The sequence below is a fragment of the Nonomuraea sp. NPDC049750 genome, assembly GCF_040659625.1.
GTDB lineage: Bacteria > Actinomycetota > Actinomycetes > Streptosporangiales > Streptosporangiaceae > Nonomuraea.
In genome coordinates this window covers 116,979-137,958 of record NZ_JBFANB010000013.1, presented here as the reverse complement: position 1 = coordinate 137,958, position 20,980 = coordinate 116,979, and the positions used below count along the sequence as shown (strand labels likewise).

The following is a 20,980-nucleotide window of genomic DNA, read 5'->3' as shown; positions in this document are numbered from 1 at the left end:
GTCAGTAGTTCCGGTCGATGCCTAGATTGTCATGGACAGCTACGCCTGCGCTGTTGTCCATGGCCTCCTGGATGGTCTGGGTATTGCTTTCCGTCTTGGTGTGAAAGCGTGCCCACTTGATGAATTGGTCGAAGGCGGCCGGGTCGTTGACGATATCGTCGAGCGGTTTGAGGGCGGGCGGGTGACCGTCTGTGGCGAATAGCTTGCCCTTAAGGTCCTTGTGCGCCTGAGCGTTCCATTCGCCGTGCGCGATTCTTGTGCCGAGGATCATCTGGCGGACCGTCCACATGGTCATCTCGCGGTCGTTGCTTGCCTGCTGCAAGGCTGAGTCCGTGGTCAGGCCGACGCCCAGCAGTCGGTCGGCCAGGACTGCCGACAGCTTTTCGAACGCCATCGGCGTGAGCTTCTCATGTGCTTTGTCACCCCAGAACCCGAACCGCGTGGCGAGCTTGCCCACGGGCCCAGTCAGCTCACTGAGCATGTCATTGAACAGGCTCTTCATTTCTGCCTTCGCCTGTTCATCGCCCTTGGCCTGCGCCATCAGAACCAGCCGTCGGGGTTCGAGTAGGTGTCCCATGAAGCGCGCCTCCGGGATGAGTACCTCCTCCATGTTCTCCCCGTCAGCCCGCTTGTAGGATTCCTGGGTCTTGTTGAGCATCCTCTGGGTCTCCGCTCCCAGCAGCGCCTTTACCGCGCCCTCGTGGCGGCCCACGAAGGTCAGCACCCGATCCATCTCGGCCCGGTCGATGTTCTTCAGCGCAGGTTCCTGGCCCTCGAAGACGCTGAAAATCTCGTCGATGTGCGCGGCCATGACCGTCCCGATTGGGCCATCCAGGAAGGACAACCGCTCCAGCTTCGCTGGATTGACGATCGTGAGTTTCCCGTCGTCCCCTCGCTTGAAGACACCGTCGAGTTCATTCTTGAGGAGGACGAGCGCGTCGTTGGTGAACTTGAGCGATTCCTTGTCCTTGCCGCCCAACGCCGTCTGCAGAAGGCCGGCGAAAGGAGCGTAGTTCTTCGTGTGGTTGAAGCCGTCCAGTCGATCCGTGAGCAAGTACTCCATGATGCTCTTGTTCCAGCCCTGTGGCGTATGGAAGAGCAGGGCCTGCGCTGCCTCCGGCGTGTGTCTCGCCGCCTGGGACAGATCGTCGATGACGCTGGCCTTTATCGGCTTCCCCGGTTCTCCCATGTACGGCCCGCCGGGCTGCATCGAATCGCTGAGCCCGAGCACGGTGGCCAAGTCCATGGCGTTGGCGTAGGGCGGCCCGGCATCCGAGAGCTCCTTTTGATGGACGATCGCGTCCCGGCCCACCACTTCCATGAATCGCTTGGAGAACGGTGGCTTACCGTCGCTCGCCCGCCAAATCAGGGCCTGCGCCTGATACCCGACGTAAGCCACCTCGTTGGCCTTGTGCTGTGCCCGCCCCTCCTTCACCAGTTGGGAGAGGAACGCTTCGCCCATGAAGGCCGGGTCTTTGGGATTGGTGCCCTTGGCCAGCGCGGTGGCGAGCAGCTTCATGCCCTCCTTGACCTGCTGGGACACCTGGTCGCCCTTGGCGGTCCGCATCATGACGTTGGCGCGCATCTGAAGGGCCAGCGATGCCGGAAGCTCGGTGATGCCCTTGGCCCCCAGTTTGGACAGGAAGGCCTTGACGAATTCCGGGTCAGAGGCCTTGCCCGCGAACCCTCGCAGTTGCGCCAGCGCTGTGGTGTCCCCGCGGCCTGCGGCAACTGCGGCGTTCGCGGCCAGCGTTCCGTTCAGCAATCCCTCGGCGGCTGCCAGCGAATCGGGGACGGGGACCATGGTCCCGGCCGGCGTGTGCGTGCCGAAAGTGACCTTCAGTCGCTCCATATCCCTGATCAGTCGCTGCCGCCGCCGCAGGTCCTCGACCTCCGCTCCGACCTCCTTGGCCATGTCGCGGATGCGCAGCGCCGGTCCGGTGTCCAGCCCCGCGGCCGTGAGCTCGCCGTACAGTGCCGCGGCCAGTCCCTCGAGTTGCTGGGCCGCCGTGCTGTGCCTGGAGACCAGACTGTCGAACTCGGGTTGCTTTACCCCGGTGAAGCTCACCTCGTACCTGCCAGTTTGTCGCTGGCGTCGGCGACAGCCCGGGCGAGCACCGCGCGCAACTCCCGCTCGCGGCCATGTACGGTCTGGCCGAAGCGACCGCCGGTCGGTCCGACCCATGCTCCGGCATCCATGAGCTCGCAGGAAGGATGAAGGGCCCACCAGTGGTCGTCGGACAGCTTCTGGATGCGTTGCGCCGCTGCTCGCATCGCCTCGCGATCAAGATCAGGCATGCCGATCTCCTCGTACGACTCCCAAGCCCCCTAGAAACGATAGCTCCCTCCGGGCCGATTGCCCTTGAATCCAACGAACTCAGAATTTTTCCAGACAATTCGAGCCAAATAGCTCTCTCGTGCGTACACGTTTGAAGTGACGCGCCGGCAAGCTCTTCGGCGGCCATTAGCAAATTGCGTACGCCCGGATCGTCGCCCGATGCGCCATCATGCGTAAAAGGGCCTTTGATCATTCTGAAGGGTACGGCCGAAAGCCCCTGCCCGTTGGGGATTGTCGCGCTGTGCGATCAAGTGCATCCTTAGCGTTGGTAGTCCACATTCCACCGCGAGCATCGGACGTGGGGCGAGAAGAGCGGACCCCGCCGACCATGATCGAGCAACGTCACCCAGGGACGTCCAACCCGATCGTCACCGCGGGCAGGAGCTCGTCGAGCTCCAGACGAAGGGACCAACTCCCGATGTCCACCTCACCAGTTGCCGGGCCATCCGCATCCACAACACGGGGTGGCTGGGGGCGGCGATTACTCTGGTTGCTGCCCACCCTGGCACTGATCGCGGTCAGTGCGGGAGCGGCGGCAGTCCTGGCTATACCGGACTGGGCTAGGTGGACGCTGGCCGGGATCGCTCTGGTGGTCACGTCCTGTCTGGGGATCGCCGTACTACTCGGTCCCGCGGCCCGCCGTCTGGCTGGCGACGCGAATCCGCTCACCCCCGATGAGCGGGCCCAGCTGAGCGCGACCGAGCGCGTCGAGGCGATCAACACTGCTCGCAACACCCTGATCCAGGCGGCAACAGGCCTGGTCATCATCGGTGGCGTTGTATTCACCGCACAGGGCCTGTGGTACACCGCCCAGACTCTTGACGTCACCCGGCAAGGGCAGATCACCGACCGCTACACCGCAGCTGTCGAACAATTGGGGTCAGACAAACTCGATATCCGCCTCGGCGGCATCTACGCCCTGGAACGCGTGGCTATCGACTCTCCCCGCGACCATCAGACCATCTATGAGGTCTTGTCCGCGTTCGTCAGTGAGCACGACCCCCAGCCCCGGGCAGTTCGAACCAACCCCCCGTCCACCACCCCGCCCACGCGCGGATCTGGCCAATGCGAACCTGGCCGGTGCCAACCTCGCAGACGCGAACTTGGCCGGCGCGGACCTGACCGGCGCCGATCTTTGGGGCGCGGACCTCAGCGGCGCCGACCTATGGGGGGTGAACCTCGCCGGCGCCGACCTAACCCGCGCGAACCTGACCGGGGCCGACCTAACCCAGGCGAACCTGAAGGGCGCCACCGGCATAGCGGACATCTCGTCAAGATCGCCCAGCCCTTCCCTTCTGCCTGATCCCTCCTAGCTCGGGCTCTGTGACTACCCCGGGCAGGGCCCCACGATCGACGGCTTCCACGAAATGCTCGGGCATCAGAAAACGCTCAATCTGGCCGCCCCTGTCCCAGCACCTGATTGAACGTCCTGAATCCGGTCGCGAACTGGTGGATTGGTGTGCGACTGGAAGCGCGTTGGAGTCATGCTCCGGTGAGTCGCACAGGTTGTCGACGACGTCTCGGTCAGGTACTTACACGGCGGTCAGCAGGAGTCGTCGACGTCGATAACACCGACCTGTCCAGGCCGGCAAGAACCATTTGGGCGCCTTCGCCGCAAAACTCCAGCGGCCAGCCGCTGCTGTAGTGCCAATTCCTTCGCTGCTGCGGGCGTAACGCATGCAGATGGTGCGGCGATAGTTACTTTCGGTTGAAGCTGCGAATGCAGCCGAGGAAAGTACGTCATAACGGCTGGTTGTCGACAGTTTCGTCATTGAGTTGACCCATCGAGGCGTGGCCATCGTGCTTCTCGGCTGATCGCGAAGTATCCGGGAGCGAGGGGGAGACGACGTGAAGGCCAACGAGACCACGCTTCGCAGGCTCATCCAGGGAGACCAGCAGTTGCTGGTCCCGCTGTACCAGCGCCAATACACGTGGGAACGCCCACAACTCGTCCAGCTGTGGGCCGACCTCAAGACCCAGGTCGACGTCCTGGCCGAGGGACGGCAGGACGCCCCCAGTCACTTCCTGGGATCTGTGGTGCTGGCCCCGGGGCCGGAGCTGGCGCCGAGCCGGTCTCAATGGATCGTGGTGGACGGCCAGCAACGACTGACCACGCTGATGCTGGCGCTTTGCGCGATTCGCGACCACCTGGTGGCCGAGGACCCGGGACACCGGGAGCGGATCGACGAGTTGCACCTGATCAACAAGTTCCAGCGTGGTGAGATGCGTTATCGGCTGCTGCCCACGCAAGGGGACCGGGCGGCGTTCAAGGCCTGTGTCGATGGGGTGCCGGAAGGTAAGACCGACAGCCTGGTAGGTAACGCGTATCAGTTCTTCAAGACCATGCTGGTGGAGTTCGACGACCCAGCCGATCCGCATGACATCGACCGGGTGGAGACGGTGCTCCTGGACCGGCTCAACCTGGTGCAGATCCTGGTGGAGAAGGACGACAACGCCTTTCGCATCTTCGAGTCGATCAACAACACGGGGATGCGACTCAGCCAGGTCGACCTGATCCGCAACTACGTGTTCATGTGCCTGCCCACGCTCGGACAGCATGTCTACGACGACTACTGGAAGCCGACCCAGGACCTACTCGATCCCAAGGCACTGGAACAGCTGATGTACCTGGTGTTGGTCCTCAAGGAGGGCGATGAGGCCCAGTACAACGCCGTCTACCGGGGTCACCAGCAACTCCTGCTGGAGCTGGCGGGCGACGAGGCGAAGGTCGAGCAGTACGTCAAGGATCTGCACCGCCGTGCCCGGCACCTGAAGCAGATCCTCAACCCGGATGGCGATTCGCTGGTCGCGGCGCGGTTGCGCTTCCTCAAGGAATGGCAGGCTTCCACTGCCTACCCGCTGGCGATGCGGCTGCTGGAGTTCCGCGAGGACGATCTCATCACCGACGAGGAGGCAGCCCAAGCACTGCTGTACGTCGAGAGCTTCCTGGTCCGCCGCCTGATCGCCGGGGTGACCACCAGCAACCTGAACCGCATCTTCCAGCGGCTGGCCGTACAACTGACCGCCGAGGAGGACGTGCCGCAGGCGGTGCGGGCCGCGTTGTCACCGGCCCGCCTGTACTGGCCGTCCGACGCGCAGCTGCGCGAGGAGATCCGCAGCCGCGCCTTCTACTGGCAGGGCCGTACGGCACAGCAGAAGCTGGTCCTGCGCCGCATCGAGGAGTCGCTGGGGAGCAAGGAACGGGTGGACCTGGCCGACAAGCGGATCACCATCGAGCACGTCCTGCCGCAGTCGATGACCACCGACTGGCTGAACGAGCTGTCCGGTGAAGGCGATGCCGCCGATCTACTGCACCGGCAGCTGGTACACACCCTGGGCAACCTCACCCTGAGCGGCTACAACTCCGAGCTGAGCAACAATTCGTTCGCCACCAAGCGTACGCAGCTCGGACAGAGCGGTCTGGTGATGAACCAGGAAATCGCCGACTGCGAGCGCTGGGGCAAAGCCGAGATCCTGGCTCGCGCTGACCGGCTGGCCGAGCGGGCGACTGCCCTCTGGCCCGGCCCCGAGGAGACCGACCGGGGCAGCGCCGCCTCCCGCGACTGGACCCTGTTGCACAACGCGCTGGCAGCCCTGCCCCCCGCCACCTGGACGTCCTACTCGGATCTGGCCGAGCTGATCGGCTCACACGCGGTTCCCGTGGGCGTGCACCTGGCTACGGTCCAGGTCCTCAACGCCCACCGGGTGCTCACCAAATCCGGGCAGGTGTCTGAGGGCTTCCGCTGGAGCGACCCGGACGACGAACGCGATATCCGTGACGTTCTGCGCGCCGAGGGCATCACGCTCGACGAGTCCGGCCGCGCGGTCGCAGATCAGCATGTCAGCGTGCGCGAGCTCGCCGAATTGCTCGGCCTGCCCGCCGCCGAGGACCTGGCCGAGTCCGAACTGGCGGGGGAGCATGACACGGACCTGGAGGTCGTCGGTGAACATGAGCAGCGCTTCGTGCGCCAGCTCAACGAGCAGAGCGGCCCGCAGGCTGCCGGCGCGGTCCAGCGGGTGTTGGAGCACTGGCGAGCACGCGGCGGCGAGGTGCAGTACGGCACTGCCGCCGGTGCCTCCTGCGCGCCGATCGTCAAGATCGATGGAAAGCCGGCCAACGTCATTCGTTTCTACGCCAAGACCGTCGAGATCCCCTTCGGGACACTCAAGAAGCGGCCGCCCTTCGACGACCCGGCCTTGCGTGAGGAGCTTCGGCAGCGGCTCAATGACGCGCCGGGTGTGGACATCCCTGTGGCCAAGCTGGAGCTCTACCCCTCGATCAAGAACACGCAGCTGGCCAACATGGCGGTCTTCGACGTCATCGTCGCTGTTCTCGACTGGTTCACCGCGCGGGTAGCTGACTGAGTCGTCTTCGGCCCCGCTCTGGATCGTAGGAGCGGCCGCGATTGCAGGCTCGTTCCCGTCGTGCTGGGCGTCGCGAGAGTAACCCAAGTCCAAGGTCGAGTAGTACCGTGGCGACTGTCCGGCGCCCATAGGCAGTCATGCATAGTTCGTGCGCTGGTTCTTGTCGGCGCGCCCAAGGCGGATAACTGCAGTCGATCTGATCTTGGCTAAACGTCACAGTGGGCGCGCCGGTCCGCCGAAGGATGCGTCAGAATCTCAGACGCGGGTTTGGGCGCTGTAGCCGTGGTACGCGGTGCTGCTCCCGGTGTACGCCCACACGTGAGCCCTGATCAGAGTCCCGCCGGGAATGCTATGCCGGCAGGTCGTGAAGTCCCCATCGGCCGCCGTGCACTGGAAGACCTGGACCCACTCACCCCGGTAGAACTTCTCGATACTGCCCCTGATCCGCCAGCCACCGCGGTCGGTGAAGTCCACGACCTTCAGGTACGGCCCTCCGCTATTGCCGTAGTGAGCCTCGCCGTAGGTGCTTCCGCCGCCTTTGGTGACCGCGACGACGTCGGCCATGATCTTCGACAATTCCTGTGGGGCTGCTGCCTGAGCGGGAGGAACGGCCAAGCCGAGAGCAAGGACTGGTGTTGCGAGAGCGAGAATCAGTTTGTACTTCACGATCTCTCCTTAGGTTGTGCGTTGGTGCGCCGCAGCCTTCCCGGCCGCCACAAAGTTGATCATGGGGGAGGATCGCCCTGTATGTCCAGACTCTGGGGAACCAGCCGCCCCGGTGACGATGCCCGCCGTCTCCCGCACGCGCAGTCTCGAGCGGCCGTCGGGGTCCGTCGGTTTTCGAGGTCGCCCGTACGGATTTTCACGCTCGGCTGCACTCCTATCCGAGCGCGACGAGACGTGCGCCAGGGAACGAGCTATGCACCGTCGTTGCCATCGCGCAGGGAATGGATCATGCTCCGCAGGATCCGGAACGCGCCTGACTGCTCGGTCTCGGTCATGCCGGCCAGCATTCTGACCTCGACGGACCGGACCGCTACGGTCGCCTTCTCGAGGCTCCGCCGGCCGCGAGGAGTGAGTCGCGCGGGAAGAACCTTCCCGACGGGTGCCTCCGCGGGCCTGGTCACGTAGCCGTCTCGTTCCAGGGCCTGGAGCAGCACGTTCATCGTCTGCCGGGTCACGAACGCGCCCCGCGCGAGCTCGGAGTTCGACAAGCCCGGTCGTTGAGCCAGCAGCTCAAGGCAGGAGTAGTGCGTCACGCTCATCCCGAGCGGCCGCAGCACCTCCTCCATGGCCGCACGGAGGGCGCTCGACGCCTCTTTCAACAGGTAGCCCAGTGACGTCTCCAGGTCGACGCCGACACCGTTTTGACTCATGTCAGTATTCTGACATAGATTCGCCTGTGTCAGAAAGCTGACACGAAGAGAGGGAGCATCATCATGCCCGCCACCGGCCCCGACTTCATCTCGCTCCAAGCGCGCGACCTCGACGCTTCGCAGGCGTTCTACGAGCAGTACCTCGGCCTCGTCCGCTCGCAGACCGGACCTCCGCACGCCGTCGTCTTCGAGACGAAGCCGATCGCGTTCGCACTGCGCGACATCGTTCCCGGCACCGATCTCGCATCCGTTGCTCAGCCCGGCATCGGTGCCGCGATCTGGCTTCACGCCACCGACGTCCAAGCCATTCACGATGCTCTGGTCGCCGACGGTCACACCATCGTCTCCGCACCGATCGACGGCCCCTTCGGCCGGACATTCACCTTCGCCGACCCCGACGGCTACCAGATCACTCTCCACGATCGCGCCTGACAGGCCAGACGCCACCGGACGATCACCGGCCCCCGGAGACCGAGGTTGCGCCCGAGGCTCGAGAATCCAGGCTCAGGGCCAGGTCTTGGCCTCGGACTCGAACACCGCGCGGTCGCTCTCCACGGGCAGCACGCACATGAGATGACCGCCGGGGACGCGCAGGGTGCGGCACTCCTGCCACTGCGCCACCTCACTCGCGCCCAGGGCGAGCAGGCGCGGGGTCTCCGCCTCGACGTCGTCGGTCTCGATGTCCACGTGGAAGCAGGGCGCGTCGTCGACCGACGGCACGGCCACCAGCGGGCCGGGCTCGGGCAAGGCGCCAGCCGGCGGGCGCGTCCGTCGGCCTGTGGCCTGCAGCTCTCGTTTGGGCGTGGCGCCGGCCTGTCTCCTGCCGCCCACTTGAGGCATCGCCAGCGAAGCCGAGGCACCTGTTGGTGTTTGTCAACGAGACCGAGGCAGCTGTCGACCTTGACCGCTATGGTTGGCCGGACTTGATCGCCAGATCGCTTCGAGGTCCGGGTCTCAGCGGTCGGCGGTGTTGTCACCGACCCTGGAGCAAGCCGTTGATCGAAGTTCTGACACCGATTCGCAAGATAAGGATCAAGCAGGCGTACATCCCCGAGGCGCGAGCGGTCCTCCCTGACGGGGACACCTGTGTGGCTATGAAGGTGGATCCGAGAGCCATGCCCGTGGGTCTGGGGCATGGCTCTCGTGACGCTGTGTGAGGGGTGGGCTGGAATATGCCAGAAACCTGCCGCGAGGGTCAGTCTCCAGCCCCGTGGCCAGGGCAGGTGATCCGATAACGCTGCCGCGAGAACGGGGTTTGTGACGGACCTTGTGAGCCATCGCCGCATTTCAGAGGCACACCCGCAGTGTTCTGCCAGCGGTGAACTCTGCCAGCGGTGAACACCGGCCCGACCGGGATCGACGATCACTACAGTCCAGTCTCATGACGACAGTGACAACCCGCACGGTCGAGTACCCGGCCGACGGCCTGACGATGATCGGGCACCTTGCGCTTCCCTCCGGCACCGGGCGCCGCCCCGCGGTGTTGCTCGGACCAGAGGGCCCAGGGCTCAGCGACGTCGAGTGCCGCCGAGCCGATGCGCTCGCCGAGCTGGGATACGTGGCGCTGGCCTTCGACCTCCACGGCGGGCGCTTGCTCACCGACCCCGAGGAGATGCTGGCCCGTTGCATGCCGCTGCTCGCCGACCCCGACCGGATGCGGGGCATCGGCCACGCGGCGCTCGACGTGCTGCGCGCCGAACCGCGGACCGACCCCGACCGGATCGCCGCCGTCGGCTACGGCACCGGGGGCGCCATCGGGCTGGAGCTCGGGCGCGACGGCGTCGACCTCCGCGCGATCGGGACAGTCAACGCACTGACCACGGGCCGACCGGGCGAGGCGGCGCGCATTCGCTGCCCGGTGTGGGCCGGGGTCGGGTCGGAAGACCCGATCATGCCGCCCGCGCAACGGGACGCGTTCACCGCCGAGATGCAGGCCGCGGGCGTCGACTGGCGCCTCGTGGTCTACGGCGGCGCCTTGCACGCCTTCCACCACCCGCCGGTCGACCACACCGTGGTCCCCGGCGTCGGCTACCACCCACGGCACGCGCAGCGAGCCTGGCGCGACGTCGTCGACCTGCTCGCCGAGTGCCTGCCCGTGACGGAGTGATCTGGTCAGTCCAAGGCCTTGCACCATGACCTTCACCCCGGACGGTCGACTGGTGTACTCCTTCCCCGGCGCCTTCGGGGCCGTGGAGGTGTGGCCGGCGCTCTCAGAGCTCACCGAATGAGACAGCTGTGCTCACTAACGGGTCACGAGATCGCGGTTCTACCAGTCGTCGGGGTTGGCTCGCACCTGGCTCATGTCGCCTGCCCGGAGTGCTTTGGCCGGGGCGACGAACCGCACAATGCCCCCGTCGCCCCACTCCCACATGTCGGTGCCGGCCAGAGTGAGCAGGTGAGCATAGGGCTCCTCCTGCGACAACTCCTGCAACAGGTCAACGCCGTAGCTGCGGATCGGCGGCCAACCGAACGCCTGATTGCTCATGCCACCCCACTGGATGCCTTGCTCGTCCACGCAGTACCGCGGCCAGGCATCCTCGCCGAACTTGTCGACCACCAGCCAGCCGGGATCCACGCGGTAAAGCGATGACCGCTCGATCTCATCTCCGTAATCGAGGGTGCTGAGCACCGGATCGCAGTCGTAGGACGACATCGAGGGCAAAGTGACGGCAGGTTTGGCGTGCATCCCAACCCGGTCGAACCTCGGGGCCGGATCCGGTGCCGGGACCTCGACCGCGCGTTGCGGGTCGGCAGGCACGACCCGGCATACCCGCGGATCGTCATAGCTGAAGCTGCCGGCATCTTTCGGAACCTCCCTGGATCCGGTCCATGGATCCAAGAAGAAGAAATTGAGCAGCGCGGACCCGGTCGACGGGATCTGATCACCGAGCCATGGGCCGAGCGCGCCGACATCGAGCACGGCGTACAGGCTGAGCGGCACACCCGCGTACACAGGCCACTGTGTGCCCGGCTCCAGCAGCGCCGGGCCGCCCCACCGGCACAGCCCGGTCGCCGCGGCATCCTCATCCGCGGGCTTCAGATCGAACCCGGGCCGCGCCAACGCCGCCAGCTGGCCCCCCACGTGTTCACCCAGATGTTCAACGCACAGCTCACGCACGCTGGACAGCATCTCTTCGTACCTCACCCGACCATGAAAGCAGCACAATGCACCTGAAGATCACCAGTTCCGAGCACCCAGCGCAGTGGCACGGGTCTTCTCCGGGTTCGTTCCCGGTGAGTTCGAGCTCCGGGGCCGCGTCGACGAAACGATCCGCGAACGCGATCTCCGCTGGGTGCGGTTTGTTCTCAGTAACTGGAGCGATCAAGCCGTGAGGACATATCCGTCCTGGTAGTCGGTCTGATGGACACGCTCGTGTTGCCGGGCGACGTGGTAACTCCAGTACTCCTCTAGATGACCATGGGCGACCAGCGCACGGAGCCTCAACACCGCGGCCGCTCGCGGGTCGGCAGGCGACCGCCTCGCCGTACGCGCGAGGCGTGGCCCCTGACTGGCTCTCGTCATGGATTTGTAAGCACAATTCGCGACAAATGATCGAACTGCTCCCGTATGTACTCCCGTATCCCCCGGAGACCGGACTTCCACCCGGGTCATGAGACTTAAAGGAGCAACACATGCGAAATCCGCTCGGGGGAAGACGGCTCAGACCGTGGCGAGTGGCCCTTGCCATAGGGGGAAGCATCGCACTTGTCCTGGCCGGCTCCCCATTGTCCGCGCAGGCGGGCACGACGGCGGCGCAGACCATCGTCTGTCCCAGCGTCGCGGACAAGCTTCCTGAGGTACCCGCCAGGGCCAGGGCCGAAGTCGACCGGAACCTCGCCCTCCTGCAGACCCAGATCCAGGAAGCCAACAATCGCCTCGCCCGCTCAGCCGGAGAAGGAGGCCCCAACTTCATCCAAAACGCCATCCTCGGCCCACTCGCCGACAAACGCGTCGCGACCCTCGACCGCATCGCCATCGCCATCGGCCGCGTCGCCCAACGACCCACCGGCCTCAACGCCCTCGCCACCTGCACACTCACCAACAACGGCGACAACAGCGGCGACAACAACGGCGACAACAACGGCGACGGAGACGGCCAAGGCGATGGGGACAACCCCGCGGAGGGTTTCGGCCCGTTCCCCGAGGACTTCATCGACATCCGTCAGGTTCAGCCGGGCCAGTCCAACATCGGCACCTTCGGGCGCTTCGGCAACAACGGCTCTCGCGGCACTTTCGTCTCCCAGTGCGGCAGGAACGAAAACCGCCACAACAACACGGCCAACTTCATCGTCGCTCCCGGCGTGGAGGACGGGGCGCACCACCTGCACGACTACGTGGGCAACCTGTCGACGGACGGATTCTCCACCGACGAGAGCCTGGCCGCGGCGGGCACGACGTGCCAGCGAGGCGACCTGTCCACGTACTTCTGGCCCGTGCTCAGGGACCGTACGTCCAACGAGAACGCCAACGACCCGGAAGGGAACGTCGGCCAGGTGCTGACGGCGCGTTCAGTGCGGCTCCAGTTCGGCGGCAACGCGACCTCGAAGGTCGTGGCGATGCCGAGGTTCCTCAGGCTGATCATGGGTGACGCCAAGGCCGCGACGAACGGCGGTGCCAACGCGCGCGCCGCGTGGACCTGCACGGGATTCCAGAACCGCATTACGCCCAACAAGTACCCGCTGTGCCCGCGCGGCAGTCTGGTCGTTCGCATCCTGGACTTCCCCAGCTGCTGGGACGGGCAGAACGCCGACAGCGCCAACCACCGCACCCATGTGGTCTTCCCCGGCCAGAACGGCGCCTGCCCCCAGGGCACCCAGGCGATTCCGCAGTTGCGCATGACCCTCACGTACGCCGTGCCGCAGGGTCAGTCGTTCGCCGTGGACGCCTTCCCCGAGCAGAAGCACAACCCGGTCACCGACCACGCCGACTTCGCCAACGTCATGCCGGACAACCTGATGCGCTTCGTCGTCGACTGCATCAACAGGGGGCGCCGTTGCTGATCTGAACGACGCACCCGGCCGGACCGCCCCCGAGAAGGGGGTGGTCCGGCCTTCGGGTCTATCGGGTTTGCCCGCAGTGCTCCGGCCTTCAGTCTTCAAGCCGGGGAGGAGCTCAAGGAACGGTCACGCCGGGCACCCGCTGCGCCCGCCGGACGAACTGCTTGGCGTCGATGATTCCCTTGATCGACCTCAGAATGATCACTGCTCCAAACGCCACGAACAGCAGCGGAAAGTACGGGAACAGATCTTCCAACGTGGATCTCCTTGGATCGCCTGCATCGTAGAACGTCCGAGAGCACCGTAGGTTCCCGCGTAGTGGTGGCTCTAGGTGGTGCGGTCACACGCACCGACAAGGTCGGCACCCAACACGGTCGGGTGTTGGCTGCCTTGCGCAGGATTCCGTGCCGCCGAACCGGCCAGAGGTGGTCGCGAGCCTAACCTGGGCAAAGGGGCAGCGCTGACCTGCGGCACGACACCTGGGCCCGGACGGCTTCGAGGAAGTGGCGGAGCTCAGCCTCGGCGCCTGCTGTGTCCACCCTCTTCGCGGACGACAGGGCGAAATGGTGTCATCTCATCCACGGATCGGCACGTCGAACGCCTCGGCGGAGAACTCCAGTCCTTCCGGCACGCTTTTGACCCTGGTCAGCTTCACGTCGAAGGGCAGGTCCCCCTTGAACGGGATCGGGTAGGAGATCAGCTGTGCGATCTGGTCAGGCACGGGCACGCCCTGGATCTTGTCGGCTTGGAGCTTGATCCGCCCGTCGGCGACCTCGACGCGCATCTCGGCGTTGAACTTCACCTTTTCCGCCCCGATCGTTACCTCCCCCGAGGCCGTGAGCCGTCGCCCGTTGCCGCCGATCTTCACGCCGCTCGGCGCGTATTCGTCGATCGTCGTCCTGGTGAGGGTGCCGCTGATGCTCACGCGACCTGCCTGGACACGGGCTTGATTCCGCAGGACATCGGCCAGGGGCGCCGTCACGTCGTACGCGGCGCCCCTCAGGTTCCTGACCGGCACGCCGCCGTAGCTGAAAGTGCCGAGATTGAACCGCACTTCTGGATAGCGCCCCGACACGGCCTGCGTGAGAAACGGGATGCCCTCGATTGACACAGCCGGCGTGCCGGAAAGGCCGGGAGTGGCGGCGATTCTGTTTGCCAGGTCGCGCTCGACGTTCGCTACGGCGACTCGGTCGATGATGAGGAGGACGACGAGCGCGATCAGGAAAACGATCACTTTGCGCATGGGGGACTCCGCATGCGTCGGCGGCCGCGGAAGGTCTTGGCTGCCGTTCCGGCATCACTCATCCGTCGATGACCCGCTTAACGCCGGCGTCCTTGAACGGAAGGCGGCGACCAGAAACCCGGCCGACCCCAGCCCCAACAGCGCGACCCCCCACAACCCAACCATCATGAGCTGGGGGAACATCGCCAGCATGACCGGCGAGAGCACCACCACGCTCCTGCGCCCTACTGGAGACTGTGCGGCCACTCCGCAGACCACCGCACACAGCCCGAGCAGGAGCAGTTCGGGCGGCACTCCGACCTCCCGCAGGGCAGCCTCCAGCTGCCACGTCACGACGACTACCGCCAGAGCCGCCCCGGACCACGTTAGGATCCGCCCGCGCCCCACCAGTGACAGCCCTTGACGCGGCTGCGCCACCCCCGTCAGCGCCGCCGCCACAAGCGCGAAAGAGCCAACGATGCCGCTGAGTGTCACGCTTATATCGAAGGAGACGCCTCTGGCCGACAACATCGCCGCGGCGGTCATGCCCGCGCTGAACAGGAGTGCCCAGATCCACGCGACCGCCGCAGCAGGCCAGCGGCGATTGGTCCAGGCCAGGAAGACGGTCAGGATGCCCATCAGAAGCAGCTCACCGCTGATGCGCAACTGCATCTGGTAGATGAGTAACACTATGGGACCGACCACCGCGACGACACGCATCGCATCCCGCCACCGCGCCATGGACTCCGGCCCGAACGCCCAGCGCGCGCGGATCGCGGCGGCTCCCTTGACGAGGTCGAGGGTGTCACGCGGCTCCGGACGGCTCTGCCCTGGCCGCGCCGACTCCATCAGCACACTGAGCATCTCCTCCTCGTGCCGCTCGCGGTGCTCGCGCGGGTACCAGCGGAGAAGGCTGCGGTAACGCCGTTCGAGGTCGCTCACGCGACACCTCCGGCGGGGCGCGTGTGCAGCCGGGCGGCGGCGGTCCTGGCGTTGCGCCGCAGCCGTTCGACCTCGGCGGCCAGACGGGCGCTGCCCTCGTCGGTGAGCCGGTAGTAGCGCCGCAACCGCCCGCCGACGATCTCCTCCCGGTCCTCCGCGATCAGGCCTTCGGACTGGAGCCGGTCCAGGGCGGCGTACAGAGTGCCGGCCCGCAACCGGACCTCACTCTCGGAGATGCGCTCCACATCGGTGATGATGCCGTAGCCGTGCTGGGGCTCGGTGGCCAGCGCGGTGAGTATGAGGAACGAAGGCTCCTGCAAAGGGCGTAACTTGGGCACAGGATCTTTATATACCGATAGTCGGTATATTGGAAGGATCTAGAAGTCGATTCCGATGTCCTCAGCGACGTACCGGACCTCAAGAAGGCGGAACCCGACCACTCACCATGAACACCGACACGAGCCCCCCGAACACCGACAGTTTTAAGTGCAACCGACAGTTGCCCGCATCGCCTCGCGATCAACATCAGGTATTACGGTCGTCAGCAGGAGTCGTCGACGTCGATGACGCCCACCTCTTCGGGACCCACCAGAACCAGTTGGGCGCCTTCACCGCGAAACTCCAGCGGCCAGCCGCTGCTGTACGCGAGCAGCGGCTTCTTGCTGTCACCGGCGATCCGTTTGGTGAGCGTGTCGATGAGGTCGTGAAGGATTGGGATGACGAGCTGGTCTACGGGTGGCTCAGGGCCGTCCAAGTCGTCGTCCGCGCTCAAGCACACAGCCAGGGCCATGTTGGCGGCGGCTTGTTCGGTCTCGGCAAGTACGGTGACCAGGGCTTCGTCGTCTAGGAACCGGAAGTCATCAGCATCCTTTTTCCACGTGCGGAAGATGGCATCGGCATCGGTGTCCAGGACTAGGCCGTGCGGTTCGACGGCTACCTCGAAGCCGACCTCGTTGTTGTTGTTCATCCAGAGGAACTGGCTGAGCAGCGTCGTGTCCCAGGTGATCCGCGCGTCAAGTCCGGCGGGCTCGCCGGCTGATGGCACTGCGGTGCTCGGAGCCACGGACAGTCGGCACGCTTTTCCATCGTGATCGCGTACGAGGAGGTGCAGTTCGTCGTCAAGCCGAGCGCCGCCCGGCTCGGCGGCGACATGGATCCGCAGCAGGTGTTCGCAGGCCCACTGGGTCAGTACACCGGCAAGGAAGCCCACCAGCGGTCGTACGCGGTGGTCGAGCGGTCCGGAACCCGCGTCTAAGGTCTCGGTCAGGGTCTCGATGACGAAGGCGGCCGCCTCGTCGGGTCGGCCCGCTGAAGCCCGCTGGCCGCAGTGATAGTCCAGGCCTTCCTCGAACTCCAGCAGCTCGGCCTCGACGGGGAAACGGTCCCCGTGTGCGCCGAACGTCTCCGGGAATCGGCCGTACTCGCTCACCTTTGTCAGTGGCGGCGGCGATTCCCAGTCCTCGTTGAACACGCGGGGCGCACTGCCGCCGATGACCTGCACGCGCCATGCGGGGAGGCCGGTTCGCGAGTCGGACGGCAGCCACTGCTCGAGTAGACGCGCGGTCGTTGTGAGCAGGTGTTCCTCGATGGCCATGTTCGGTACTTTCTGGTCGGTCCATAGCATTTCGCAGGAGGGCGATCAGCCTAGCGATCAAGCAGCGGGTCGGAGTGGTGGGCGCGTAGAGCTCAGGTCTGGAGTGTGCTGTCCCGGGGTGGTCGGCTTGGCGAAGAGCCCTCTCCGGCCGGGCGATGGGCGGACGCAGAAGCCTGGGGCTGGCGAAAGGCGCGGCTTTGGCGGGCGGGGCAGGATGTGTACTTCAGCGGTCGTGGCGCGCTTGTGGTGCCGACGTTCGGCGGGGCGGACGACCCCTACTTCGGGTTGCCGTTGTGGTTGCGGCGGGCTTGTTGTGGGCGTACAACGTGCCGCATTTGGAGTTGCTGGAGGGGTACGTGGCCGCGTTTCAGCGTGAGCGGCCCAGGCCGGCGGGGTCGCAGACGTTGCTGGAGCGGTTGCCCGCGTGGATGAAGGCGGCCGGCAACCGGGCCGAGGTGCTCGCCGCGATCCGAGCGCTGCGTGACGGAGCGTAAGGGGGTTCGTCCAAGCCGGGGGAGCAAGGATCGGCCCTGCCGCTGGCTATGGCAGGCGGTATCTGCTCAACCCACAGGCTGGTTCCAGGGTGTTGACCAACGACACTGGTTTGCGGCTGCGCGCCCTTCATATGAAGCAGAAAAGTCAGGGGCGGCCGAGGCCGGCGTCGCGGGCGCGGATGATGGCTTCGGCGCGGTCGGCCACCTGGAGCTTGGTGAAGATGCTGGAGATGTGGTTGGCGACCGTTTTCGGAGCGATGGCCAGGTGGCGGGCGATCTCCCCATTGGGACGGCCGGCGGCGATGAGATCGAGGATCTCCCGCTCGCGGCCGGTGAGCTCGGGAAAGGGGTCCTGGACGGCCGGCGGGGCGGCGAAGAAGCCCAGTACCCGGCGGGCCACGCCGGGGCCGAAGATGGCCTGGCCGGCGGCGACGGCGTGGATGGCGCGGGCGATCTCGTCCTGCTGGGCGCCCTTGAGCAGATAGCCGCGGGCACCGGCACGCATCGCGGAGAACACCGAGTCGTCGTCCTCGTACATGGTGAGCATGAGCACCGCGACCTCGGGCGCCGCGCGGGCGATCTGGCGGGTGGCCTCGATGCCGTCCAGACGCGGCATCTGGATGTCCATGACCAGGACGTCGGGCTTGTGCGTCACCGCCTCGCGTACGGCGGCGTGGCCGTCGGCCGCCTCCGCCACGACGGTCAGGCCGCTGATGGAGTCCAGTAACGCGCGCAGGCCGCTGCGCACCACTGGGTGGTCGTCGGCCAGCACAATTCTGATCATGTCGCCCCCAAAGGTAGCGTGGCCGTCACCCGGCCGCCGGTGGGCTCGGGGCCCGCGATGCAGGTGCCGCCCAGTTCGGCGGCGCGCTCGCGCATCGATCGCATGCCGACTCCCGGCGGCCACGCGCCGGATCCACTTCCGTCGTCGGCCACCTCAACGTGCAGGTAATGGGCGGCCGGGTGTCCGTCAGCGTGGATCCGTATACGCACTCGGCCGGCGCTGGAGTGCCGGACCGCGTTGGTGAGGGCCTCCACCGCGATCCGGTACGCCGCCGCCTCCACAGCCGCGGGCAGGGCGGGAAGGCCGGTGGCCTCGACGCGTACCGTCAAGCCGGGGCGTTCGAGTTGGGCGGCGCGTTGCCGGATCGCGCCGGCCAGGCCGAGGTCGTCCAGGGCCGGCGGCCGAAGATCGTAGACGAGCCGCCGGATGTCGTCGATGGCCTGAGCGGTTTCGGTGCGAAGTTCGGTTAGGAGCGCCCGGGCGGAGCTGGGGTCGGTGGCCAGGAGGTTGCCTGCGGCATCGGCCTTGAACGTCACGCCGGTCAGCACCGGGCCCAGGCCGTCGTGCAGATCGCGGCGCAGGCGCCGCCGTTCCTCCTCGCGGGCCGCCACCAGGGCCTCGCGGGAACGCTGCAACTGCTCGGAGAGGGCGACCGCGTGCACCGCCACCGACAGCGGCGCCGCCAGCAGCTCCAGGACCGCCCGGTCCGGGCCGCCGAGGCGTTTCTCACCGGCACGCAGGCCGATGACCACCTCACCCACCCGTACCCCGCCGTAGGTGAGCGGGATCGTGTGCAGCAGTTCAGGCGGTGCGCCGCAGGCCGCCACCTCGGTGTCATCGGTGCGGAGGGCGGCGAACGGCAGGCGCAGCGCCTCCCGTACGGCCTCCAGCACTCCGGGAAGACCGGTGTCCAGCCGCGCCCCGACCCGTGACACCGCCCGTACGGGATCGGCGCGGTCCCCGTACACGATCCGGTCCACGATGCGCTGGAGGCGTACGCGCACCGGGTTGAACCCCACGGCGATCAGCACGGTGACCGCCGCCGAGCTGCCCAGCCCGGCCTCACGCCGCATCACGTTGTCGAGCAGGGCCACCAGGCCGACGTACGAGGCGACGACGGCGGCCGTGAGCAGCGCGTACAGCACCGTTCTCGAGAGCACCAGCCGGATGTCGAGCAGTTGGTGGCGCAGGATCGCCACGGTCATCGCGGCGGGAATGAGCGGGATCGCGAGCAAGACGTAGACCGGCGCGTTCTGCAGAACCCCCCACGGCACCAGCACGATCAGGACGAGCAGCACCGCCTGCATCAGCCACAGCAGCTGACGGCGCCTCTGCTCGTCTCCGCGCTGGTAGCGCACCACCAGCGCCACCAGGCCTACCGCCATGGCGGCCAGGCCGCGCACCTCGACCGCCGTCCACAGCGGGTCAAGGTCGGCGTGGATGATCAGGTAACCGGGAATTCCGTCGACGACGGGATCCGGGCTGGTGCCCATCTCCAGCGCGAACAGCGGTGAGGTCACCACGGTGGCCCACATCAGCCGCCGAAAGACGGGACGACCGTCGGGGAAGAGCTGCAGGATCAGCGGCAGGCACAACCCGATCGACCACGGCCACGCCCACGACGCGACGGTGACGAGCGTGCGAATCAGTCCGCCGGGCCAACCGTCGCGCACACCGGCCTCGGCCAGAGGGACGATCGCGGCCGTCGTCGCGTGCCCGATCCCGGCGGCCAGCAACAGCCAGCCGACCGGGTTGCGAGGTCGGTGCCAGGCCACCAGGACACCGCCGATCGGAAACGACAGGCCCATCGCCGCGTTGGTCACCACGAAGTGGTCCCACGCCTCGATCCAGGTCATCCCGGCCACCGCACTGCCGATCACGGCGACGGCGACCTCGGCAACGGCGATGCCGAAGAGCCCGGCGGCCAGTACGACCGGCCACCGTGCCTGCGCCGGCGAGGTGGCGGAATCACCCGGTGTCATGAGCACATGATGAGGTGCACAGGCCCGGCTGTCGTGGGTGTGCGCTCCTGGGACGGCCGGGAAATCCTCCGGGCCTCTCGGCGGCCCTGGCCCATGCGCCTGGGAACGGCGAAGGCGGACGCTGCTGGCATCTGACCTCCACCCCTACGATCTCGGAGGCTCTTGCATGACTACCGCCATGCCCACGACCAGGCGCGAGGCCGTCCCGCCGCTGCGTGCCGCGCTCGCGCTGCTCATCCCGGTCGGCCCGCTGGCCGTCGCGATCCTGCGGGCCATCCTGCCGTACTCTACGACCGACGACTCAGCCGGGCTCGTCGGCAAGGTCGCCGCCCACCAGGACGCCCAGAATGTGGTGCTGTGGCTCGCCTTCGCCGCCACCCTGACGCTGGTGCCGGGGACGATCGCGATCGGCCTGCTCGCGGTCCGGCGCGCCCCCCGGCTGGGGACGGCCGGGATGGTGCTGACCGTCGCCGGCTTCTCCTCGCTGTACGCCGTAGGGGTCAGCGACCACGTCGCGCTGTCAGCGGTCCGCGATGGCCTCGACCTCGGTTCGGCCGCACGGCTCCTCGACGACGTGCAAGGTCTGCCCGCCGTCTCGGCGGCCACCATGCTGTTCGTCCTCGGCCACATCATCGGCGTGGCTCTGCTCGGGGCCGCGCTGTGGCGAGGCGGAACCGTTCCCGCCTGGGCCGGGATGGCGTTGATCGTCTCCCAGCCCTTGCACGCCGTGTTCGCCGCCGTCGTGCCGAACGCCGCGCTCGACGGGCTGGCCTGGGGGCTGACCGCGATGGGCTTCGCGGCCGCGGCGTTCGCCTTCGCCCGCCACCAGGGTGGGTCCATCCGCCCACAGGACAGGCGCGAGGACGGCAGCGTCCGGTGATCCGA

General features: G+C 66.7%; 20 protein-coding genes. 7 read left to right on the top strand and 13 right to left on the bottom strand.

The annotated features are described in order from the left end of the window. Nucleotide 1: 1 nt before the first annotated feature. Together AB0J16_RS30590 and AB0J16_RS30585 are read right to left on the bottom strand one after the other, a co-directional pair. Nucleotides 2-2,068 carry a hypothetical protein gene (locus AB0J16_RS30590; protein ID WP_358545514.1) on the bottom strand — a complete coding sequence of 689 codons (2,067 nt, stop codon included), beginning with the start codon at nt 2,066-2,068 and terminating at the stop codon, nt 2-4. Further along, on the bottom strand, nt 2,065-2,298 hold the full coding sequence (locus AB0J16_RS30585; RefSeq protein ID WP_358448069.1) for a hypothetical protein: 234 nt from the start codon (nt 2,296-2,298) through the stop codon (nt 2,065-2,067). Before AB0J16_RS30585 ends, AB0J16_RS30590 begins: the two co-directional genes overlap by 4 nt. A 1,005-nt stretch (nt 2,299-3,303) precedes the next feature. Here AB0J16_RS30585 and AB0J16_RS30580 point away from each other — a divergent pair. Both AB0J16_RS30580 and AB0J16_RS30575 read left to right on the top strand, forming a co-directional pair. Then, nucleotides 3,304-3,651: a pentapeptide repeat-containing protein gene (locus AB0J16_RS30580; protein ID WP_358545512.1), complete on the top strand. Its 348-nt coding sequence runs from the start codon at nt 3,304-3,306 to the stop codon at nt 3,649-3,651. Between the two features lie 535 nt (nt 3,652-4,186). Further along, nucleotides 4,187-6,703: a DUF262 domain-containing protein gene (locus AB0J16_RS30575; RefSeq protein WP_358545510.1), complete on the top strand. Its 2,517-nt coding sequence runs from the start codon at nt 4,187-4,189 to the stop codon at nt 6,701-6,703. Nucleotides 6,704-6,958: 255 nt separating this feature from the next. Here AB0J16_RS30575 and AB0J16_RS30570 read toward each other — a convergent pair whose 3' ends face one another. Then, the gene (locus AB0J16_RS30570) at nt 6,959-7,369 is read right to left on the bottom strand and encodes a hypothetical protein (RefSeq protein WP_358545508.1); all 411 of its coding nucleotides are present in this window, start codon (nt 7,367-7,369) and stop codon (nt 6,959-6,961) included. Nucleotides 7,370-7,620: 251 nt separating this feature from the next. Further along, the gene (locus AB0J16_RS30565; RefSeq protein WP_358545506.1) at nt 7,621-8,079 is read right to left on the bottom strand and encodes a MarR family transcriptional regulator; all 459 of its coding nucleotides are present in this window, start codon (nt 8,077-8,079) and stop codon (nt 7,621-7,623) included. Nucleotides 8,080-8,142: 63 nt separating this feature from the next. Between AB0J16_RS30565 and AB0J16_RS30560 the strand changes: the two genes are divergently transcribed. Beyond that, entirely contained in the window at nt 8,143-8,511 is a 369-nt protein-coding gene (locus tag AB0J16_RS30560) for a VOC family protein (protein ID WP_358545504.1), read from the top strand. Nucleotides 8,512-8,583: 72 nt separating this feature from the next. Here the strand turns inward: AB0J16_RS30560 and AB0J16_RS30555 are convergent, their stop codons facing one another. Then, nucleotides 8,584-8,919: a VOC family protein gene (locus AB0J16_RS30555; RefSeq protein ID WP_358545502.1), complete on the bottom strand. Its 336-nt coding sequence runs from the start codon at nt 8,917-8,919 to the stop codon at nt 8,584-8,586. 541 nt (nt 8,920-9,460) lie between these two features. Here AB0J16_RS30555 and AB0J16_RS30550 point away from each other — a divergent pair. Next, a complete protein-coding gene (locus AB0J16_RS30550; RefSeq protein WP_358545501.1) occupies nt 9,461-10,186 on the top strand; it encodes a dienelactone hydrolase family protein in 726 nt (241 codons plus the stop codon). Between the two features lie 159 nt (nt 10,187-10,345). Here the strand turns inward: AB0J16_RS30550 and AB0J16_RS30545 are convergent, their stop codons facing one another. Continuing rightward, nucleotides 10,346-11,224: a DUF1963 domain-containing protein gene (locus AB0J16_RS30545; RefSeq protein ID WP_358545499.1), complete on the bottom strand. Its 879-nt coding sequence runs from the start codon at nt 11,222-11,224 to the stop codon at nt 10,346-10,348. 488 nt (nt 11,225-11,712) lie between these two features. On the opposite strand from AB0J16_RS30545, the gene AB0J16_RS30540 reads away from it, so the two are divergent. Next, nucleotides 11,713-13,080 carry a DUF1996 domain-containing protein gene (locus AB0J16_RS30540; protein WP_358545497.1) on the top strand — a complete coding sequence of 456 codons (1,368 nt, stop codon included), beginning with the start codon at nt 11,713-11,715 and terminating at the stop codon, nt 13,078-13,080. A 112-nt stretch (nt 13,081-13,192) separates the two neighbouring features. Here AB0J16_RS30540 and AB0J16_RS30535 read toward each other — a convergent pair whose 3' ends face one another. The 5 genes from AB0J16_RS30535 to AB0J16_RS30515 form a co-directional block, all read right to left on the bottom strand. Then, a complete protein-coding gene (locus AB0J16_RS30535; protein WP_358545495.1) occupies nt 13,193-13,333 on the bottom strand; it encodes a hypothetical protein in 141 nt (46 codons plus the stop codon). Nucleotides 13,334-13,651: 318 nt separating this feature from the next. Beyond that, entirely contained in the window at nt 13,652-14,320 is a 669-nt protein-coding gene (locus AB0J16_RS30530; protein WP_358545494.1) for a DUF2993 domain-containing protein, read from the bottom strand. Nucleotides 14,321-14,374: 54 nt separating this feature from the next. Beyond that, nucleotides 14,375-15,241: a hypothetical protein gene (locus tag AB0J16_RS30525; RefSeq protein WP_358545493.1), complete on the bottom strand. Its 867-nt coding sequence runs from the start codon at nt 15,239-15,241 to the stop codon at nt 14,375-14,377. Beyond that, nucleotides 15,238-15,579, bottom strand: a complete 342-nt coding sequence (locus tag AB0J16_RS30520; protein ID WP_358545492.1) for a helix-turn-helix transcriptional regulator — start codon at nt 15,577-15,579, stop codon at nt 15,238-15,240. Before AB0J16_RS30520 ends, AB0J16_RS30525 begins: the two co-directional genes overlap by 4 nt. Before the next feature lie 203 nt (nt 15,580-15,782). Further along, nucleotides 15,783-16,835, bottom strand: coding sequence for a hypothetical protein (locus AB0J16_RS30515; RefSeq protein ID WP_358545490.1), 1,053 nt, complete (start codon nt 16,833-16,835; stop codon nt 15,783-15,785). A 335-nt stretch (nt 16,836-17,170) separates the two neighbouring features. Here AB0J16_RS30515 and AB0J16_RS30510 point away from each other — a divergent pair, with 335 nt between their 5' ends. Continuing rightward, complete coding sequence (locus AB0J16_RS30510; RefSeq protein WP_358545488.1) at nt 17,171-17,329, top strand: hypothetical protein; 159 nt, start codon at nt 17,171-17,173, stop codon at nt 17,327-17,329. Nucleotides 17,330-17,474: 145 nt separating this feature from the next. Here AB0J16_RS30510 and AB0J16_RS30505 read toward each other — a convergent pair whose 3' ends face one another. Both AB0J16_RS30505 and AB0J16_RS30500 read right to left on the bottom strand, forming a co-directional pair. Further along, nucleotides 17,475-18,113, bottom strand: a complete 639-nt coding sequence (locus AB0J16_RS30505; RefSeq protein ID WP_358545487.1) for a response regulator transcription factor — start codon at nt 18,111-18,113, stop codon at nt 17,475-17,477. Beyond that, nucleotides 18,110-20,095 carry a histidine kinase gene (locus AB0J16_RS30500; RefSeq protein ID WP_358545486.1) on the bottom strand — a complete coding sequence of 662 codons (1,986 nt, stop codon included), beginning with the start codon at nt 20,093-20,095 and terminating at the stop codon, nt 18,110-18,112. Before AB0J16_RS30500 ends, AB0J16_RS30505 begins: the two co-directional genes overlap by 4 nt. A gap of 166 nt (nt 20,096-20,261) precedes the next feature. Here AB0J16_RS30500 and AB0J16_RS30495 point away from each other — a divergent pair, with 166 nt between their 5' ends. Next, on the top strand, nt 20,262-20,975 hold the full coding sequence (locus AB0J16_RS30495; protein WP_358545484.1) for a hypothetical protein: 714 nt from the start codon (nt 20,262-20,264) through the stop codon (nt 20,973-20,975). The last annotated feature ends 5 nt before the right edge of the window (nt 20,976-20,980 follow it).

Bases quoted from the DNA above. Each gene is read 5' to 3' on its own strand.
- AB0J16_RS30505 (WP_358545487.1), bottom strand. From the start codon at position 18,113: ATGATCAGAATTGTGCTGGCCGACGACCACCCAGTGGTGCGCAGCGGC.
- AB0J16_RS30555 (WP_358545502.1), bottom strand. From the start codon at position 8,919: ATGCCTCAAGTGGGCGGCAGGAGACAGGCCGGCGCCACGCCCAAACGA.
- AB0J16_RS30515 (WP_358545490.1), bottom strand. From the start codon at position 16,835: ATGGCCATCGAGGAACACCTGCTCACAACGACCGCGCGTCTACTCGAG.
- AB0J16_RS30540 (WP_358545497.1), top strand. From the start codon at position 11,713: ATGCGAAATCCGCTCGGGGGAAGACGGCTCAGACCGTGGCGAGTGGCC.
- AB0J16_RS30495 (WP_358545484.1), top strand. From the start codon at position 20,262: ATGACTACCGCCATGCCCACGACCAGGCGCGAGGCCGTCCCGCCGCTG.
- AB0J16_RS30500 (WP_358545486.1), bottom strand. From the start codon at position 20,095: ATGACACCGGGTGATTCCGCCACCTCGCCGGCGCAGGCACGGTGGCCG.
- AB0J16_RS30585 (WP_358448069.1), bottom strand. From the start codon at position 2,298: ATGCCTGATCTTGATCGCGAGGCGATGCGAGCAGCGGCGCAACGCATC.
- AB0J16_RS30550 (WP_358545501.1), top strand. From the start codon at position 9,461: ATGACGACAGTGACAACCCGCACGGTCGAGTACCCGGCCGACGGCCTG.
- AB0J16_RS30560 (WP_358545504.1), top strand. From the start codon at position 8,143: ATGCCCGCCACCGGCCCCGACTTCATCTCGCTCCAAGCGCGCGACCTC.
- AB0J16_RS30580 (WP_358545512.1), top strand. From the start codon at position 3,304: ATGAGGTCTTGTCCGCGTTCGTCAGTGAGCACGACCCCCAGCCCCGGG.
- AB0J16_RS30530 (WP_358545494.1), bottom strand. From the start codon at position 14,320: ATGCGCAAAGTGATCGTTTTCCTGATCGCGCTCGTCGTCCTCCTCATC.
- AB0J16_RS30565 (WP_358545506.1), bottom strand. From the start codon at position 8,079: ATGAGTCAAAACGGTGTCGGCGTCGACCTGGAGACGTCACTGGGCTAC.